Raw genomic sequence first — 16696 nt, forward strand, 5'->3', positions numbered from 1 at the left:
CGCCAACCCCGTGCGGGGGGGGGGGGGGGCGCCCCCCCGGCCCGCCCCCCCCCCGCCCCACCCCCCCCCCCCCCCCCCCCCGCGCCGCCGGCCGCCGCCGGCGCCGCTTTTCCATGCCCGCGGGCGATCGGCCCTCTCGTACCGCCTGTGGTGTGAACCCCCCGCACGTCGTGCCGGATTCAGGCATTTTGTCTGCTTAGCATGCGAGCTCCGCGCTCCGCACGTCGGCGGTGTCCCCACGCGTCCGCCCGGGGCGCGACTGCCCCGTACGAGAGGACCTCAGATGGCGCTGACGGGCCGTCAAAGACCACCGTCCGACCATGCCTTCTCCCCGCACGACGCCGTACTGCGCTCCGCCGCCCCGCACGTCGCCCGCCGTCGCTTCCTGACCGTCACCGCGGCGGCCGCGCTGCTCGCCTTCTCCACCAACCGGCCCGCCCGCGGCGCCACCGCCGCCCCGGAGCTGGACGCGGCCCGGATCACCGACAACCCGTTCACGCTGGGGGTGGCCTCCGGGGACCCGCTGCCCGACTCGGTGCTGCTGTGGACCCGGCTGGCCCCGCAGCCCTTCGCGGAGGACGGCGGTCTGGGCCAGCAACGGGTCGTCGTGTTCTGGGAAGTGGCGATCGACGAGTGGTTCTCCTTCGTGGAGCACCAGGGTGTCGCCACGGCCCACCCGGAGTACGCGCACAGCGTGCACGTCGACGTCAAGGGCCTGATGCCGGACAGCGAGTACTACTACCGCTTCCGGGTGGGAGCCTGGATCAGTCCCGTGGGCCGGACGAGGACGGCACCGGCGGCAGGCAGCGACACCGACGGCATGCGGCTGGCCGCGGTCGCCTGCCAGGCCTACCAGGACGGCTACTACACCGCCTACCGGCACCTGTCCCAGGAGGACGTGCACGTCGTCTTCCACCTCGGGGACTACCTCTACGAGTACGCCGTGGACTCCGCCGGCGGGGCCCGCCGCTACACCGACCGCAAGCTGCCCGACGTGTTCAACCGCGAGACGGCCACCCTGGCCGACTACCGACTGCGCTACGCGCTCTACAAGACGGACCCCGACCTGCAGGCGGCGCACGCGCAACACCCCTTCGTCGTCACCTGGGACGACCACGAGGTGGAGAACAACTACGCGGGCGCCGTCGACGAGAAGGGGGGTGCCCAGGACCAGTTCCTGGTGCGCCGCGCGGCCGCCTACCGGGCGTACTGGGAGAACCAGCCACTGCGCGCCGAGCAGTTGCCGCAGGGGCCGGACGCCCGGCTGTACCGCCGGCTGGCGTGGGGCTCGCTCGCCCAGTTCGACATCCTCGACACCCGCCAGTACCGCACCGACCAGGCCTACAACGACCGGCCGCACGCCCCGGGCCCCGAGTCCGACGATCCGGCCCGCACCCTCACGGGCGACGCGCAGGAGCGCTGGCTGCTGGACGGCTGGCGGTCCTCGAACGCGCTGTGGAAGGTGATGCCCCAGCAGGTGTGCTTCTCGCAGCGCAAGTTCGACCTGACCGCGCCCGCCCGGGTGTCCATGGACGCCTGGGACGGCTACCGGGCCTCCCGCGATCGCGTCATGGCGGGGGCCAAGGCGGCGGGCGTCGCCAACTGGATGGTCCTCACCGGTGACGTCCACGTCGGGTACGCCTTCGACATCAAGGAGAACTTCGACGACCCGGCGTCGAAGACGCTGGGCACGGAGTTCACCTGCACCTCGATCGCCAGCGGCGGTGACGGCACCGAGAGGCCGTCCGACTGGGAGACCTACATGAAGGCCAACCCGCACATGAAGTACTTCGACGGCCGGCGCGGTTACGTCCGGGTCGAGCTCGGCCAGGAAAACGCCCAGGTCGACTTCCGCACGGTCTCGGCCATCACCAAGCCCGGCGGCACCATCTCGACGACCGCGTCCTTCGTCACGGAGGTGGGTTCGCCCGGTCTGAAGTCCGCCTGACGCCCGGCGCCCGTACTGCACATGGCGCCCTTCCCGGCACCAAAGCGCGAACCGGGACGGCCGGGGACATCACGCCGGGCCGTTGCGGCAAGGCCTGTGCCGGAGTCGCACCTGATCGACCTCCCTGCCGGACACCGTGACCGAAGGAGACACAACGCATGGTCCACAGACATGCCCTGACCGGCCGCCGGGCGGCCCTCACCGCGCTCGGCGCGCTCGTCGCCACCGGGCTCCCCGCCGCCCAGGCCGCCGAGCCGACGCCCGCGGCCGGTCCCCTGCCCACGGCCGCGCAGACCCTGGGCGCCGACCGGCCGTCGGCCCCGGTGCTGCGCGCCCTGCAGCGCGATCTCGGGCTGACCCGGGCCCAGGCGTCGCGGCGGCTGGTCAACGAGGCGGAGGCGGGCACCCGGGCGGGGCTGCTGCGCAACGCCCTGGGCGACCGCTTCGCGGGGGCCTGGCTGCGCGGCACGACGTCGCAGGAGCTCGTGGTGGCGACCACGGACGCCGCGGACGTACCCGCGATCAAGGCCCAGGGCGCGAAGGCCGCCGTGGTGAAGAAGCCGCTGCGCGACCTGCGGGCGGCGAAGGAGAAGCTGGACGCCGCGGCCGTGAAGGTCAGCACGCGCGAGACGCCGCTGTGGTACGTCGACATCCCCGCCAACCGGGTCGTGGTGGAGGCCGGGACCAAGGCCGCGGGGGCCGCGCTGGTCAAGGCGGCGGGGCTCGACGCCAGGAACGTGGCGGTGAAGGTGACGGCGAACCGGCCGCGCCTCATGGCGGACGTCACCGGCGGCGACGCCTACTACATCGAGGGCACGGCCCGCTGCTCCGTCGGCTTCTCCGTCACCAAGGGCGAGCAGCAGGGCTTCGCCTCGGCGGGGCACTGCGGCAAGCAGGGCGCGAAGACGACCGGGTTCGACAAGGCCGAGCAGGGCACCTTCCAGGCGTCCACGTTCCCCGCCAAGGACATGTCCTGGGTCGCCGTCAACGACAAGTGGACGGCCACGCCGAACGTGAAGGGCGAGGGCGAGCAGAAGGTGGAGATCACCGGCTCGGTCCAGGCGCTCGTGGGGGCCGCCGTGTGCCGCTCCGGTTCCACCACCGGGTGGCACTGCGGGAAGGTCGAGCAGCACGACACGAGTGTCAGCTACGCCGAGGGCAAGGTGGACGGGCTGACCCAGACGACGGTGTGCGCCGAGCCGGGCGACTCGGGCGGGCCGTACGTGTCGGGTGTGCAGGCGCAGGGCGTGACGTCCGGCGGCACCGGTGACTGCAAGAACGGCGGCACGACCTTCTACCAGCCCATCAATCCGCTGCTCGGCGACTTCGGGCTGACGCTGAAGACGGCGGAGGCCGAGGCCCCGCAGCCGCAGGGCAGCGTGGCGCAGGCGTGGTCCGCGGGCCGGGTGTACGAGGCCGGCGCCACGGTGGTCCACGCGGGTGCCCGCTACCAGTGCCTGCAGACGCACCAGGCGCAGGGCCCCTGGGCGCCCACCCGCACACCGGCCCTATGGCACCGGGTGTGACGAGGGGTCAGGGCTGTCCGGCGCCGGAGCGGTGGGTGCCGTCGGCGCCGGGCGGGCCCGGCCGCTCCTCGGCGAGCAGCCCGTACGCGGCGGCGACGAACGGGTCGTGGGCGCGGAAGCGGCGGGTGCACACGGCGGCCAGGGCCGTGCCGGTGTCGGGGCGGAAGCCGAGGAACGCCTGCTGGCCGAGGGTCGCTCCGCTGTGGAAGTACATCGGTCCGCCGTCGGTGGGGTGACGGAACCAGGCGAGGGTGTGCACGTGCCGGTGGGTGAGGCCGCGGCGCAGCACGGGGACGCGCACCGCGTGCAGGGCGGGGGCCAGGGCCGGGGGTGCGGCGGCCGGGTCCAGGTGGGCTTCCAGGAAGGTGAGCAGGTCGTGCGGTGTGGCGCGTACGGCGCCCGCGGCCTGGAAGCCGCCGGCGTCGAAGGCGGGCACCGGTGACACGCCGTCCTTGCCGTGCCCGGGGGCGTCGTGGCCCGGTTCGTGCGGGCGCAGGGCCGTGCCGGTCAGGCCGAGCGGGCGCAGGACCCGCTCGGCGAGCAGGTCCTCCCAGGGGGTGCCGGTGGCGGCGGCCAGGGCGTGGCCGAGCACGGCGACGCCGTAGTTGGAGTAGCACCAGCGGGTGCCGGGGCGGCGGCGGGGCCGGTGCCGCAGGAAGGCGGCGACGACTCGGTCGGCCGGGAAGCGGGCGTAGGGGTTGGTGTGCCAGGCGGGCAGGCCCCGGAGGAGGAACGCGGCCGGCAGGGCGGGCAGTCCGGAGGTGTGCGTGATCAGGTGGGCGAGCGTCACGGGGGCCGCCCCGGCGGGCCTTCCCCCGTCCAGGAGCGCGGCGGCCGGTTCGCCGCCGGTCAGCTCGCCGGCGTGGATGAGACCGGCCAGCAGCAGCCCGGTGAAGGTCTTGGTGGCCGAGCCGATCTCGTAGCGCAGGTCCTCGCGGGGCAGCGGCGGGGCCGGGGCCGTGCCGCCGGTGCACAGGGTGCGGCGGCCGTGGCGCGAGAGGGCGAAGACGACGTCGGGCGCGTCGGAGGCGGCGACGGCGTCGGCGAGCAGGTCGTCGTCCGACGGCAGGACCGGCCCGCCGGCGGGCCGGGGGGCTCCTCCCGGCGCGGTGGCGGGCACGGGCCGGTGCGCGTCGTCCGGCCGGGTGCCCGGCCACGGGGCGGGCGGGAGTGCCGTCATGAGGCCTCCGCCAGTTCGGACAGGGCCCGGGAGGTGGCCAGGACCGAGGCGAACGCGGCGACCAGGGTGGGGTGGTAGACGATGTCGAAGACCTCGTCGGGCCCGCCCTCGGGCATGGTGCGGATCGCCGGCATCGCTCCGTCCGGCTGCTGCGCGGCGGCGAACGCCCGCCAGGCGCGTTCGTCCAGGGTGGGGCGGGGCAGGCACGCGTCGACGACGAGCAGCTCACCGAGCAGGTCCCAGCGTTCCAGGTCCAGCCAGTCGTCGATCCAGACGGGCAGCCAGGTGGCGAGGTAGTCGGCGATGTCCGGCGGGAGACCGCCCGGGTTCTCGCCCCAGTCGGTGAGGTGGAACACCGTGTGGGTGACGTCGTAGGCGATGTGGCCCTCGACGGTCCAGGGCTCGGGGGTGCGGGCCAGCCAGGTGCCGCCCACGAGGCCGGCCTCGGGCGGGCGGGGCGTGAGGCCGAAGCGGCGCTGGAACGCGGACAGGCCCAGGCGGCGCGTCGGGGTGACCTCGAAGGCGACCCAGCTGTCCAGGCGGTGGTTGAGCACGGCGGCGCGCTCCACCTCCGGGTGGCTGTAGCCGAGTTCCTTGAACGGCAGGTAGACCTCGAAGGGGATGGGCGATATCGGCTCCGTGCGCTGTCCGCGCACGAGCATGGAGCCGCCGTCGAGGGTCTCGCGCCAGGCGTGGTCGAGCAGTTTGCGGGCCAGCTCGGCCTGGCGTGATCCGGCCACGCCCTCGCGGAACAGCACCTTGCAGATCAAAGCCAGTTCGCCGACGGGCTTGAAGCGCTCCAGGAAGCCGATCTCGGGGTCCACGTCGGGTTGCAGGCGGAAGCCGTCCCGGTGGGCCCACAGCCATTCGATGGCGCCCACCCCGACGGTGTGGATCAGGCGGGTGTCGGTCATACCGGTACTCCTTGTCCGGCGGTCAGTGCCGCCGCGAAGGCCGCCATGAGGGTGGAGTGGTAGTGGTGCGCGAAGCAGGCGCCCGGGTCGCCCGCCTCGCCCTCCTCGGGGAGCGCGCCCGACGGGTCCCGGGCGGCGGCGATCCGCTCCCAGGCGTCGTCCGGGACGGTGCCGCCCGGCAGTCCGGGCACGCTCGCGGCCACGGCGAGCAGTTCGCAGGCGAGGTCCCACATCCGTGCGTCCAGGCAGGTGTCGATCCAGGGCGGCAGCCAGTGGGCCAGGTAGTCGGTGAGGTCCCCGGGGACTCCCCCGTCGGCGCGGCCCCAGTCGGTGAGGTGGAAGACCACGTGGGTGAGCGCGTAGCCGGCGGAGCGCTCGAAGGTCCAGGGTTCGGGCAGTCCGCCGAGCCAGGTGCGGCGCAGTGCCCCTTCCCGTGGTTCGTCCCGGTGGATGCCTCCCTGACCCTCCGCCATGAGGAGGCCGAGGCGGCGGGTCGGTTCCTGTTCGGTGTGCCGCCAGCCCCGGGTGCGGGCGACCGTGGCGGTGGCCGCCTCGTAGCCGGGGTGCCTGTAGCCGGCCGCCGCCAGGGCGGCGTAGACCTCCAGCGGGTAGGTGGCGAAGGGCTCCAGCCGTTGCAGCCGGAGGAACAGGTCGCCCTCGCCGGTCTGCCGCCAGGCGAAGGCGAGCAGGTCGGCGGCGCGGGTGTGCAGGGGGTCGCCGGGGGGTGTGCGCCGGGTGACGGTCGCGCAGACCTGGGCCAGTTCGCCGAGCGGCTTCCAGCTGCGGTCGACCTGGCCGTCGGCGGCCAGCGCGTCCTCGCCGAGCGCGAAGTCCGCGCGGTGGGCGGACACCCAGGCGAGCGCCGCCCGGGCCAGGGCGCGGACCTCCCGGGCCTGTGCGCTCACACCGGCGCTCCGGCGCGCAGCAGGCGTGCCGCCCGCACGTGCAGCTCCACCTGCGGGTCCTGGCCGCCCATCAGTTCCACGAAGTCCAGGCCCGTATCGAGGCCCAGGGTGTCGGGGACGCCGTCGAGCAGGGTGAGCCAGCGGCCCGCTCCGGCCGCCTGCCGCCAGTCGCGGCGGCGCACCGCACGGACGAATCCGCGGGCGACGTCCACGGGACGGCGCGCGGCCGCGCGGGTCACGGCGCACTCCTCGCCGGGCAGGGCGAGGGGGGCGAGCACGGCCAGTTGGTGGGTCAGGGTCTGCCAGCTCGCGCCGTCCAGCCAGTCGGCGCCGGGTTCGGTCTCACCGGCGGTGCCGACGGCGGAGGACGGGTCGAGCCGCCGTAGCGTGCGTGCCATGGCCCAGTGGCTCCACAGCACGGTGGGGGCCGCGTCGGCGCGGGGCGGGAAGGACTCCACGGCCTTGCGGAACACGGCGAGTTCGTCGGGGTCGGGTGGGGTGCCCAGCAGGACGGACGGCAGCAGCGCGTCGGATCCGAGCACGCGTACGGCCGCGAGTGCGATGCCGGCTCCCGCGTCCGAGTCGACCGCCCCGGGGGCGGACACTCGCGCGTGGTCTCCGCCCCGGAGGGCGGAGACCACACTGGAGGCGAGGTCCTGCACCGCGCCCTGCAAGAGGGTCGAAGTGCCTGACTGCTCCATTGACTGCTCCCGTCGATCGCTAGCCCTTCTTCGGACGCGGGGTCGGCGGCGACAGCAGCAGCTTGGTGTTGCCCGAGGACAGCGCCAGTGCTGCGCACTCGCGGCTGTCGCGGTAGACGCCGTCCAGTTCGGCCGGGTCGAGTGCCGCCTCGATGTCGACGCTCGGAACACCCGTGAGTTCCTTGATGACCTTTTCCTTGGAAGGCATAGCACCATCTCCTTGAGCTGAAGCGAGTACCTTCACCTTTCGGATCTCCGGAATCGGACAAAGCATGCCAACTTTCTCAGAATTCACTTCAGTAACATTTTCAACTTCTCATCCCTGAGGAGCCGCGTCGCACACCGACCGGGGCTGATCACCGGTCCTCCGGGCGGAAGCCGGGGTCCGGGAGGACGTCGGCGCGGCACCGGGCGGCGTGACTGGTTCCGCCGCTGCCGGGGAACCCGGCGGGCACCCGACCGTACCGACACCTGGAGAGGGCCATGAGTCTGTTGCGTGTGCTCGGCCGCCCCATGCTCGCCTCGATGTTCCTCACCGGCGGCATGAACTCCGTCCGCGACCCGAAGCAGGTCGCCGACGCCGCCGAGCCTGTCGTCCGCCCCGTCACCGAACGCGTCCCGGCCCTGCCCGACCGCACCGAGCAGGTCGTGCGGCTCAGCGGCGCGGTGCAGATCGCGGCGGGCCTGATGCTGGCCACGGGACGCATGCCGCGCCCGGCCGCGCTGGCCATCGCGGCCACCCTGGTGCCCACGACACTCGCGGGACACCGCTTCTGGGAGGCGGAGGACCCCGAGGAGCGGGCCGAGCAGCGCATCCACTTCTTCAAGAACCTGTCCATGCTGGGCGGTCTGCTGATCGCCGCCGACGACACCGGCGCCCGGCCCTCGCTGCTGTGGCGCGGCTCCCACGCCGCCCGGACGGTGCGCCGTGACGCGGGCCTGGTGCGGCGCTCCGTCCGCGCCACCGCGCGTCCGGCCGCGGCGGCCGGACGGGTCCGCGCCAAGCTGCCCGCCTGAGCCGCGGCCGGGCCCGCTGCGACCGCGCGTTACCCGCACACGGCCGGGGGGACCCGGGGACCGGAGGTGAAGGACATGGGACACGGAGGAAACGTCGTCGACGAGCTGGTGACCGATCACCGCGAAGTCGAAGAGCTGTTCGGCAAGATCGAGGCGCTGCCGTCCGGTCACCAGCACCGCAAGGTGTACGCCGACCAGGTCACCATGGAGCTCGTCCGGCACTCGGTGGCCGAGGAGGCCTACCTCTACCCGGCCGTGCGCGAGCACGTGGCGGGCGGGGACGCCCTCGCCGACCAGGAACTGCGGGACCACGCCACCGCCGAGCAGATCATGAAGGACCTGGAGGGCTGCGATGCGGGCGACGCCGACTTCGACCGGCTGGTGGGCATGCTGATGAGCGAGATCCGCTCGCACATCGCCGACGAGGAGGGCAACCTCTTCCCGCGGCTGCGCCATGCCTGTCCGGCGGACACGCTGAACGAACTCGGCGACAAGGTCGGCAAGGCGAAGAAGACCGCCCCGACCCGGCCGCATCCGGCGGCCCCCGACAAACCTCCGGCGAACAAGCTGCTGGCTCCGGGCACCGGCATGGTGGACCGGCTGCGCGACGCGCTGTCCGGACGCGGCAGGTTCGACTGACGCGGCCCGCGCCGCGCGTGCGAGGGAAGGGCCCGTCGCTCCGGCGACGGGCCCTTCCGCGTCCCCGGTGACGGTTCCTGTGGCCGCCGTCACCCGCGGCGGGCCCGCGCGAACCCGTGACCGGCGGCTGTGATCAACCACACTCGCGGCGCCAAATCCCCCACCCGCGCGGGACGTTGGCAGGGGCCGGGGCGGTGCGGCGGAAGCGGGGAGAACCGGCTCGCGCGGACCCTCTGTCACGATGGTCCGCGCCGTGACCCGGCGAGGGGAGCCACCGCGCAGCGCAGCCCGGTGCCTCTCGCTCTCCTCGTCCCTCCAGCCGAGTCGTCCGACTCGAACGTCGTCTTGCGAGTACCAGCACTGTGTCTTCCGCGCCCTCCCCTGCCCAGCCCGCCTCGCGCTCGCCCTGGCGCGCGCTGAGGTACCGCAGCATGCGCTGGTGGTCCGTCGCCAACTTCGTGTCGAACGCCGGCACGTGGATGCAGCTGACCGTGCAGAACCTGCTGGTCCTGCAGATCACCGGGTCCGCGGCGGCGACGGGGCTGTCCATGTCCGTGCAGGCGGCGCCCGCCCTGCTGATGAGCGTGCTGGGCGGGGCCGCCGTCGACCGGTGGCCCCGCAAGCTGACGGCCGCCGTGAGCCAGGGACTGCTCGGTGCGATCGCCTTCACGACGGCGGTCCTGGTGGCGCTCGACCGGCTCGACATGACCTCACTGCTGGTGCTGGCCGCCGTCACGGGTGTCGTCGCAACCGTCGACAACCCGGCGTGCGCGCTGCTGGGCAACGACCTCGTCCCGGCACAGGACGTGCCCTCGGCCATCGGGGTCGGGGCACTCGTGCACCAGGCGGGACGGCTCGTGGGGGCGGCCCTCGCCGGGGTGGCCGTCGGGTTCCTCGGCACGGCCGCCGCGTACTTCGCGAACGGGCTGTCGTTCCTGTTCGTGGCCTCGGTCGTCCCGTTCCTGCGGCCCGCGCCCGGAGCGGTGCGGCACGAGGTGGCGAAACACGAGCGCGACGGCTCGGGGATGACCGTCCGGGAAGGGCTGGCCTTCTTCGCCCGCCGGCCGCGGCTGATGGCGCTCGCCGGGGTGACCGGGATCAGCGCGGTGTTCGGGCGCAACTACGGGCTCACCCTCGCCGTGCTCGTCACCGGGCCGCTCGCGGGCGGCGCCGGTTCCTTCGGCACGGTGTCGACCGTCCTGGCGGTGGGCGGCATCCTCGGCGCGGTGCTCGGTGCCCGGCTGCGCCGTCCGTCGGTGCGGCTGGTGGGCGCGCTGGCGGCGGCCGGGGGGCTGCTGCAGGTGGTGGCGGGCCTGTCGCCGTCGCTGGTCGTGCTGATCGCGCTGGTGCTGCCGATGGCCGTGGTGGAATCCGTCTCGGACACCGCCGGTACGGCCGTCCTGCAGACCGACCCGCCCGCCCACCTGCGGGGCCGGGTGCTGGGGGTGTGGGGCAGCGTCGGCACGGTGTGGGGCCTGGGCGGCCCGCCCGCGCTCGGCCTGCTGATGGAGGCGGCCGGGGCGCGCGGTGCCCTCGTCATCGGCGGACTGCTGATCGCGGGTGCGATCGGAGCGGGCCACCTGCTGCACCGGCGCCGCGTCCCGGCACCGGTCCTGCTCCGCACGGGCGAGGGCGAACGACCGGCCCGGCCGGCCCTGAGCACGGCGGCCTGACCCGACCCCCGCGACCTGGGCACGGCGGCCTGACCCGACCCCGCGACCTGGGCACGGCGGCCTCAGCCGACCCCCGCGACCTGAACCGGCCGAGCCGGGCCGTGTCCGCGGCTGCCGGGTGGAGCGTCGGCCGGAGAGGGCCCCTGCCCACCGGCACATGCCCGGCTCCGGGCCGCGACCACGCTCGTACCCGGCCCGGCAGGCAAACCCGCGTCCGTCACGAACCGGAGCGGCGCAGGGCTCCGACCGCTGCCTTCGCCGCCCTGCGGGTCAGCAAAGTCGTGGAGCGGCCGTCCAGGTAGGGCAGGACCACGGCCTGGCCGCCCCAGGCTCGCAGGGTCTGCGCCTCCGGGAGGTCCTGGACGGAGTAGTCGCCGCCCTTGACCCAGACGTCCGGCCGCAGCCGGGCCAGGACCGCCTCGGGGGTGTCCTCCTCGAAGACCACCACGGCGTCCACGCTGCCGAGCGCGGCGAGGACCCGGGCGCGGTCCGCAGCCGGGTTGAGCGGGCGGCCCGGGCCCTTGCGGCGGGTGACCGAGGCGTCGGAGTTGAGGCACACGATGAGGCAGTCGCCGATGCGCCGGGCGCTCTCCAGCAACCCGACGTGACCGGCGTGCACCAGGTCGAAGCAGCCGCCGGTGGCGACCACCGTGCCGCCGCGGGCCCGGACGCTCTCCGCGAGGGCGAACCCGTCGGTCGCGGGGTCGTCCGCCGGCCCGGGTGCCGGCTCGGTCCGCCACAGGTCCGGGTTGCCCGCGCCGCCCGCCGCCACGAACGCCGCCGCCTCGGCCACGGCCCGCTGCAGCGCCTCCTCGGGCAGCAGGCCGTCGGCGAGGGCGGCCGTCGTCGTCGCCGCGAAGCAGTCCCCCGCGCCGCACGGGTCCCCCGCGGCCCGGTAGGGCACCGGGACCAGCATCGGCGTGCCGGATCCGGGCCGGGCCAGCAGCACCCCCCGCTCACCGAGCGTGACCGCGACGCCCGCCGCTCGCCAGCGCTCCGCGAGCCGCGCGGCCCGCTCGGCGTACGCGCCCAGGGACGTCTCCCCGTCGCCCGGGTGCAGGGCCCGCGCCTCCGCCGCGTTGGGTGTGACCAGCCGCGCCCCGGGCACCGGGGGATCCCCCTGGGGGTGCGGGTCCCACACCAGCGGGGTGCGCCGGGCGGCGTCCTCCAGGTAGGGCCGCAGGGCGCCCGCGGTGTGCCGCCCGTAGTCGGCCACGAGGACGGCCTGCGCGCCCGCGAGGGCCCGGCGGACCTCGTCGTCGGGTTCGCCGGGGGTGCCGCCGCCCCGGTCGATGCGCACCACGGGCCGGCCGCCGGCCAGGACGCGGGTCTTCACGGGCAGGGTGCCGTTCAGCGGGATCTCCAGCAGCCGGACCCGGCCGCGCAGGGCGCGCCGTACGGCCTCGCTGGCCTCGTCGTCGCCGAGCGCGGTCACCAGGACCACGTCCCGTCCGCCCCGGGCCGCGAGGGCGGCGGCCAGTCCGGCTCCGCCGGGGTGGCTCCGGTCGGCGGTGACGTCGACGACGGGGGCGGGGGCGTCCGGCGCCAGCCGGGTGGAGACGCCTTCGATGTCCTCGTCGAGGAGGACGTCCCCGACGACGGCGATCGGTCGCGGGCCGGTCATGAGGCGCTCCCCCGGGTGAGGACGGTACGTCGTGCGAGGGGCGTGGCCACGGACGTGTCGAAGCACTCGCACAGCAGGTGGACGGCGACGAGATGGGTCTCCTGGACGGTGGCGGCGCTGTCCGCGTCCACGCAGAGAGCTTCGTGGGCGGCCTCGGCCAGGGGGTTGGGGCCGCGCCCGGTGAGGGCCCACACGCGCAGTCCGGCCTGCCGGGCGGTGACGGCGGCCGCGACGAGGTTGGCGCTGCGGCCGGAGGTGGACAGCAGCACGAGGACGTCGCCGGGGCGGCCGTGGGCGGTGACCTGCCGGGCGTAGACGTGGTCGAAGCCGTAGTCGTTGCCGATGGCGGTCACGCTGGAGGTCTCGGCGTGCAGGGCGAGTGCGGAGTAGGCGCGGCGCTCGCGCCGGTAGCGGCCGACGAGTTCGGCGGTGAGGTGCTGGGCCTGGGCGGCGCTGCCGCCGTTGCCCGCGGCGAGCAGCCGGCCGCCGTCGGTGAGGACATCGGCGAGCCGGGCGCCCCAGTCCGCGATCCGGTCGAGGTGGTGCCGGCGGAACCGGCCGAGGGCCTCCTCCAGTGCTTCGCAGTGCAGACGCGCGGCGTCGAGGGCGGGGTGCGCGGGGAGTTCGCTCATGCGGATCGGGCGTGCCGCCGTGGGGGCGGCGGGCCCACACCTCCTTCGGAGTCGGGGCGGGCGGGGACGGGGTCAGCGGTGCCGGTCGCCGCCCGGGGGCCGGGGTTGCCGGTGGCGGTGCCGGTGCAGGTGGCGGGCGGGGAACGGGTCAGCCGATACCGGCCGCGGCCCGAGGGCCGGAATCAGCCGGTGCCGGTGGCGGGCGGGGAACAGGTCAGCCGATACCGGCCGCGGCCCGAGGGCCGGGACAGCGGGTACCGGTCGCGGACGGGGAACGGGGTCAGCCAGTACCGGTCGCGGCCCGAGGGCCGGAATCAGCCGGTGCCGGTGGCGGGCGGGGAACAGGTCAGCCGATACCGGTCGCCGCCCGAGGGCCGGGACAGCGGGTACCGGTCGCGGACGGGAAGCGGGGTCAGCCAGTACCGGTCGCGGCCCGAGGGCCGGGACCGGCCGGTGCTGGTCGCGGGCGGGGAACGGGATCACCCGGTGTCGCTCGCGGCGGGCTCGGCGTCCAGGACCTCGCAGTAGGCCGCTTCCGTGGCCGCGGCGACCCGGTCCCAGCCGTAGCGGCTCAGCACCCGGCGGCGGCCGGCGGCGCCGCACGCCGCCCGGGCCGCCGGGTCGGCGAGCAGCCCGGCGACGGCACGGGCCAGCGCCTGCGGGTCGCGGGGCGGCACCAGCCGCCCGGTGCCGGGGTCGGCGACGGTGTCGAGCTGCCCGCCGACGGCGCTGGCCACGACCGGCACGCCGCAGGCCATGGCCTCCAGCGGGACGATGCCGAAGGGCTCGTAGTCGGCGGGGCACGCCACCACGTCGGCGGAGCGCAGCAGCGCCGGGACGTCCTCGCTGGGCAGGGCGCCCAGGAAGCGGACCCGGTCGGCGACGCCCGCGTCCCGGGCGATGCCGCGCAGCCGGCGGACCTCCGGGTCGTCCTCGAGCCGGTCCGCGGGCGGCCCGCCGACCACGACGAGTTCGGTGCCGGGCAGGGCGGCCAGGGCCGTGACGGTGACCGCCGCGCCCTTGCGCGGCACGAGCCGGCCCAGCTGGAGCAGCCGGTGCGGGTACGGTCCGCGGGGCGCGGCCGGGCCCTGCGGGGTGAACCGGTCGGGGTCGACGCCGCAGGGCACGATGGCCACCTTGTGCGCGGGGATGCCCATGCGGGCCAGTTCGACGGCCTCGTCCCGGCAGGTGGCGACGACGCGGTCGCACCCCAGGCCGATCTCGATCTCGCCGGGTATCCGTTCGGGCGGGCTGGTGTCGGCGAGCCGCTGGTGCCGTTTCTTCACCGTGCCGAGGGCGTGGTACGTGTGCAGCAGGGGCAGCCCCCGCGCGCGGGTCGCGTGCAGCGCGGCCAGGCCCGACATCCAGTAGTGCGAGTGGACCAGGTCGGGGGCCCGGGTGCGCCAGGCCCGGGCGAGGTAGCGGCCGAACTCGCCCATGTGCGGCAGCAGGGCGTCCTTGGGCAGCGGCTCGGCCGGCCCGGCGGGCACGTGGTGCACCTCGACGCCGTCGCGCAGCGGGACCCGGACGGGCAGGTCGGGCGCGTCGCGCCGGGTGTACACGGTGACCCGGTGGCCGCGGTCGGCGAGGGCGCCGGCGAGGCAGGCCACGTGCACGTTCTGCCCGCCGGCGTCGACCCCGCCGAGGGTGGCGAGCGGGCTCGCGTGCTCGGAGACGAGCGCGATGTCGAGGACGCCGGGCCGGCGCCGGTCGCCGCCGAGCGGCCCGCCGGGGAAGGGGCTGAGGGACGGGGTCATGAGCACACCTCCGTGATCAGGCGCTCCCAGTCGGCCAGGAAGCGCTTGAGCCCGTAGCGTTCGAGGGCCGCCTGCCGGGCCCGGGCGCCGTCCGCGGCCGCGGCCTCGGGTTCGTGCAGGTAGCGGCGGGCCGCGCGGGCCAGGACGTCGGGGCGGGTGGAGAGGGTGCCCGCGCCCGGCGGGACGGCCTCGACCGCCTCGGTGGTGGCGAGCGCCAGCACGGGCATTCCCAGGTGCATGGCCTCCAGCAGGGACAGGCCGAGGGAGGTCCAGCGCACCGGGTGCAGGTAGAGGCGGCGTTCGGCCATGGCCGGGTGCAGCTCGCTCTGCGGCAGGTCGGCCGTGCGGCACCGCTCGGGCGGCAGCCCCAGGTGCCCGGCCAGGCCTTCGGTGCCCATGCCGAACACGTCGAGCGGCACCGCGTCGGCCAGGACGGGCAGCAGGTCGGTGCCGGTGTACCGGGCGCGGCGCACGGGTTCGTTGACGACGACGGCGGCCCGGGCGAGCCGTCCGGTGTAGCGGTGGCCCGGGTCGACGATGCCGTGTTCGATCACCGCGGTCCGGGTGGTGCCGCAGTCCCAGAACAGCCGGTTGAAGTGCGTGACGTGCACGAGGGTGAGATCGGCGCGGTCGGCGCACGGGTGCCGGGTGTCCGGTACGTCGCCGTCGGGCGCGTTGTGCTCCAGGTACACGGCGGGCACGTCCCGGCCGGGGCGGCGCCCGCCGAGCCACCGCTCGGCCAGTGCGCTCTCGTGCGGACGCTGCAGCAGCACCAGGTCGACGGGCGTGTCGCGCAGCTCCTCCGGTGTGACCTCGCGGACCGAGGCGGGCCAGGAGAACGTGCGGGCCCGGCCGAGGCCGTCCGGGTCGCGGCCCGGGGTGACGGGGACGAGGTAGGTGTGGGGTCCCTGGACGAAGGCGGTCGTCCAGGAGCCGTGCACGTGCCACAGCAGGATGTTCATACGGTCGCTCCTCGCTCCGTCTGTTCTCCCTGTTCGCCCGGTGCGCGCTGGTCCAGCTGTGCGCGCCGCTCACGCGGCTCACGCTGTGCGCGCTGTCCGGACCGCTCGCCCCGGGCCGCCGGTTCGCCGGTGAGGGCCGCCGCCGGGTCGCCGCTGAGGGCCGCCACGGCGGCGAGCACCTCGGCGTCGCCGATGCCGTCCAGGCAGGGGTGTCCCGGCACGGGGCAGTGCCGGGCCCTGGTGTCCGCGCACGCCGCGTGCGGGTCGCCGAGCAGCAGGTGCGGGACGCCGTGCGGGGCCCACCGCTCGGCCGGTACGACCGGGGCGAAGAGGCTGACCACGGGGGTGCCGACGGCGGCGGCGAGATGGGCCGGGCCGGTGTTGCCGGCCACCACCGCCCGGGCCCCGGCGAGGACTCCGGCCAGATGGGGCAGGTCGGTGGCGCCGCCGAGGTCGAGGGCGTGCCGGCCGGCGACGCGGGCGGTCAGCCGGCGTTCGGCACGCGCGCCGGTGACGACGACCCGGTAGCCCGCGGCGGACAGCGCGGCCACCGCCCGGGCCGCCCGGGCGGGACTCCAGGCCCGGGCGGGCACGGCAGCGCCCGGGTGGACGACGACGTACGGGCCGGGGCCGGTGAGGTGGGCCGTGCGGGGCGGTGGGGTGACGCGCAGCCGGCCGTCGTCGCCGGGCGGCAGGGCGAAGCCGGCGGCACGGGCCAGGTCGAGGGCGGCCAGTGCCTCGTGGCGGTCCGGGCGCCTGCTGTGCCGCAGGTCCAGCAGCGCGCCCGGGTAGTCCTCGCTGTCGGCGGCGATACGGGCGACTCCGGCCAGCTTGAGCAGCAGGGCGGCCGGCAGCGGGCTCTGGTGGTACGACACGAGCACCAGCGCCCGGTCGAAGCGGCCCGCGGTGAGCGTCGCCATCAGCCGCCGGGTGGCCGCCCGGGTCACCGGCGCGGGCTCCAGTCCGACCCAGGGCGCGTCGTACGTCAGCACCTCGTCCACGCCGGGCAGCATGCGCCCGGCCGCCGCGCCCTGCGGGCCGCACAGCAGCGCGGTGTGCGAGGACCCGGCCGCGACGGCTCGCACGGCGGGGCCGGCCAGCAGGACGTCCCCGGCGCTGTCGAGGCGTACGACGAGGGTGCGGGGCGTGCGGCGGCGGGAGCGCAGGAGACTCATCGCGGGCCTCCCGCCGGCGGCGGCCGGTGCGCGGGGCGGTGCC

15 protein-coding genes are annotated in these 16696 nt (G+C 75.7%); 5 read left to right on the top strand and 10 right to left on the bottom strand.

Annotated elements, in window-relative coordinates; genetic code table 11:
* Positions 1-283: 283 nt before the first annotated feature.
* Positions 284-1948: an alkaline phosphatase D family protein gene (locus tag ACIGAN_RS08075; protein WP_399855988.1), complete on the top strand. Its 1665-nt coding sequence runs from the start codon at positions 284-286 to the stop codon at positions 1946-1948.
* A gap of 158 nt (positions 1949-2106) precedes the next feature.
* A complete protein-coding gene (locus tag ACIGAN_RS08080; protein WP_399855990.1) occupies positions 2107-3474 on the top strand; it encodes an alpha-lytic protease prodomain-containing protein in 1368 nt (455 codons plus the stop codon).
* 7 nt (positions 3475-3481) lie between these two features.
* On the opposite strand, the gene ACIGAN_RS08085 is transcribed toward ACIGAN_RS08080, so the two are convergent.
* The 5 genes from ACIGAN_RS08085 to ACIGAN_RS08105 are packed head-to-tail and all read right to left on the bottom strand — an operon-like array spanning position 3482 to position 7382.
* Positions 3482-4654: a serine hydrolase domain-containing protein gene (locus ACIGAN_RS08085; RefSeq protein ID WP_399855992.1), complete on the bottom strand. Its 1173-nt coding sequence runs from the start codon at positions 4652-4654 to the stop codon at positions 3482-3484.
* Positions 4651-5568: a DUF6895 family protein gene (locus ACIGAN_RS08090; RefSeq protein WP_365096311.1), complete on the bottom strand. Its 918-nt coding sequence runs from the start codon at positions 5566-5568 to the stop codon at positions 4651-4653. Before ACIGAN_RS08090 ends, ACIGAN_RS08085 begins: the two co-directional genes overlap by 4 nt.
* Positions 5565-6473 carry a DUF6895 family protein gene (locus tag ACIGAN_RS08095; protein WP_399855995.1) on the bottom strand — a complete coding sequence of 303 codons (909 nt, stop codon included), beginning with the start codon at positions 6471-6473 and terminating at the stop codon, positions 5565-5567. Before ACIGAN_RS08095 ends, ACIGAN_RS08090 begins: the two co-directional genes overlap by 4 nt.
* On the bottom strand, positions 6470-7174 hold the full coding sequence (locus ACIGAN_RS08100) for a hypothetical protein (RefSeq protein WP_399855997.1): 705 nt from the start codon (positions 7172-7174) through the stop codon (positions 6470-6472). The genes ACIGAN_RS08095 and ACIGAN_RS08100 overlap by 4 nt, the downstream gene beginning before the upstream one ends.
* A 19-nt stretch (positions 7175-7193) precedes the next feature.
* Positions 7194-7382 carry a hypothetical protein gene (locus ACIGAN_RS08105; protein WP_365096303.1) on the bottom strand — a complete coding sequence of 63 codons (189 nt, stop codon included), beginning with the start codon at positions 7380-7382 and terminating at the stop codon, positions 7194-7196.
* A gap of 275 nt (positions 7383-7657) precedes the next feature.
* Here ACIGAN_RS08105 and ACIGAN_RS08110 point away from each other — a divergent pair, with 275 nt between their 5' ends.
* The 3 genes from ACIGAN_RS08110 to ACIGAN_RS08120 all read left to right on the top strand — a co-directional run bounded on the left by ACIGAN_RS08110 (position 7658) and on the right by ACIGAN_RS08120 (position 10503).
* Positions 7658-8191, top strand: a complete 534-nt coding sequence (locus ACIGAN_RS08110; protein ID WP_365096301.1) for a DoxX family protein — start codon at positions 7658-7660, stop codon at positions 8189-8191.
* A gap of 75 nt (positions 8192-8266) precedes the next feature.
* Positions 8267-8830, top strand: a complete 564-nt coding sequence (locus tag ACIGAN_RS08115) for a hemerythrin domain-containing protein (RefSeq protein WP_399855999.1) — start codon at positions 8267-8269, stop codon at positions 8828-8830.
* 431 nt (positions 8831-9261) lie between these two features.
* Positions 9262-10503, top strand: coding sequence for an MFS transporter (locus tag ACIGAN_RS08120; RefSeq protein WP_399856001.1), 1242 nt, complete (start codon positions 9262-9264; stop codon positions 10501-10503).
* A 217-nt stretch (positions 10504-10720) separates the two neighbouring features.
* Here the strand turns inward: ACIGAN_RS08120 and rfaE2 are convergent, their stop codons facing one another.
* From rfaE2 to ACIGAN_RS08145, 5 genes are all read right to left on the bottom strand, one after another.
* A complete protein-coding gene (gene rfaE2 / locus ACIGAN_RS08125; RefSeq protein ID WP_399856004.1) occupies positions 10721-12127 on the bottom strand; it encodes a D-glycero-beta-D-manno-heptose 1-phosphate adenylyltransferase in 1407 nt (468 codons plus the stop codon).
* Positions 12124-12759, bottom strand: a complete 636-nt coding sequence (locus ACIGAN_RS08130; protein ID WP_365096289.1) for a D-sedoheptulose-7-phosphate isomerase — start codon at positions 12757-12759, stop codon at positions 12124-12126. The genes rfaE2 and ACIGAN_RS08130 overlap by 4 nt, the downstream gene beginning before the upstream one ends.
* 479 nt (positions 12760-13238) lie before the next feature.
* Positions 13239-14516, bottom strand: a complete 1278-nt coding sequence (locus tag ACIGAN_RS08135; protein ID WP_399856007.1) for a glycosyltransferase — start codon at positions 14514-14516, stop codon at positions 13239-13241.
* A complete protein-coding gene (locus ACIGAN_RS08140; RefSeq protein ID WP_365096283.1) occupies positions 14513-15478 on the bottom strand; it encodes a glycosyltransferase in 966 nt (321 codons plus the stop codon). The genes ACIGAN_RS08135 and ACIGAN_RS08140 overlap by 4 nt, the downstream gene beginning before the upstream one ends.
* Positions 15475-16653, bottom strand: a complete 1179-nt coding sequence (locus ACIGAN_RS08145; RefSeq protein ID WP_399856010.1) for a glycosyltransferase family 9 protein — start codon at positions 16651-16653, stop codon at positions 15475-15477. The genes ACIGAN_RS08140 and ACIGAN_RS08145 overlap by 4 nt, the downstream gene beginning before the upstream one ends.
* Positions 16654-16696: the final 43 nt, after the last annotated feature.

This window comes from Streptomyces sp. NPDC085931 (genome assembly GCF_044540565.1).
In the GTDB taxonomy this organism is placed as follows: Bacteria; Actinomycetota; Actinomycetes; order Streptomycetales; family Streptomycetaceae; genus Streptomyces.

What these genes read in the sequence shown, in the direction of transcription:
- ACIGAN_RS08075 (WP_399855988.1), top strand. Translation starts at nt 284, where the DNA reads ATGGCGCTGACGGGCCGTCAAAGACCACCGTCCGACCATGCCTTCTCC.
- ACIGAN_RS08080 (WP_399855990.1), top strand. Translation starts at nt 2,107, where the DNA reads ATGGTCCACAGACATGCCCTGACCGGCCGCCGGGCGGCCCTCACCGCG.
- ACIGAN_RS08085 (WP_399855992.1), bottom strand. Translation starts at nt 4,654, where the DNA reads ATGACGGCACTCCCGCCCGCCCCGTGGCCGGGCACCCGGCCGGACGAC.
- ACIGAN_RS08090 (WP_365096311.1), bottom strand. Translation starts at nt 5,568, where the DNA reads ATGACCGACACCCGCCTGATCCACACCGTCGGGGTGGGCGCCATCGAA.
- ACIGAN_RS08100 (WP_399855997.1), bottom strand. Translation starts at nt 7,174, where the DNA reads ATGGAGCAGTCAGGCACTTCGACCCTCTTGCAGGGCGCGGTGCAGGAC.
- ACIGAN_RS08105 (WP_365096303.1), bottom strand. Translation starts at nt 7,382, where the DNA reads ATGCCTTCCAAGGAAAAGGTCATCAAGGAACTCACGGGTGTTCCGAGC.
- ACIGAN_RS08110 (WP_365096301.1), top strand. Translation starts at nt 7,658, where the DNA reads ATGAGTCTGTTGCGTGTGCTCGGCCGCCCCATGCTCGCCTCGATGTTC.
- ACIGAN_RS08115 (WP_399855999.1), top strand. Translation starts at nt 8,267, where the DNA reads ATGGGACACGGAGGAAACGTCGTCGACGAGCTGGTGACCGATCACCGC.
- ACIGAN_RS08120 (WP_399856001.1), top strand. Translation starts at nt 9,262, where the DNA reads ATGCGCTGGTGGTCCGTCGCCAACTTCGTGTCGAACGCCGGCACGTGG.
- rfaE2 (WP_399856004.1), bottom strand. Translation starts at nt 12,127, where the DNA reads ATGACCGGCCCGCGACCGATCGCCGTCGTCGGGGACGTCCTCCTCGAC.
- ACIGAN_RS08130 (WP_365096289.1), bottom strand. Translation starts at nt 12,759, where the DNA reads ATGAGCGAACTCCCCGCGCACCCCGCCCTCGACGCCGCGCGTCTGCAC.
- ACIGAN_RS08135 (WP_399856007.1), bottom strand. Translation starts at nt 14,516, where the DNA reads ATGACCCCGTCCCTCAGCCCCTTCCCCGGCGGGCCGCTCGGCGGCGAC.
- ACIGAN_RS08140 (WP_365096283.1), bottom strand. Translation starts at nt 15,478, where the DNA reads ATGAACATCCTGCTGTGGCACGTGCACGGCTCCTGGACGACCGCCTTC.
- ACIGAN_RS08145 (WP_399856010.1), bottom strand. Translation starts at nt 16,653, where the DNA reads ATGAGTCTCCTGCGCTCCCGCCGCCGCACGCCCCGCACCCTCGTCGTA.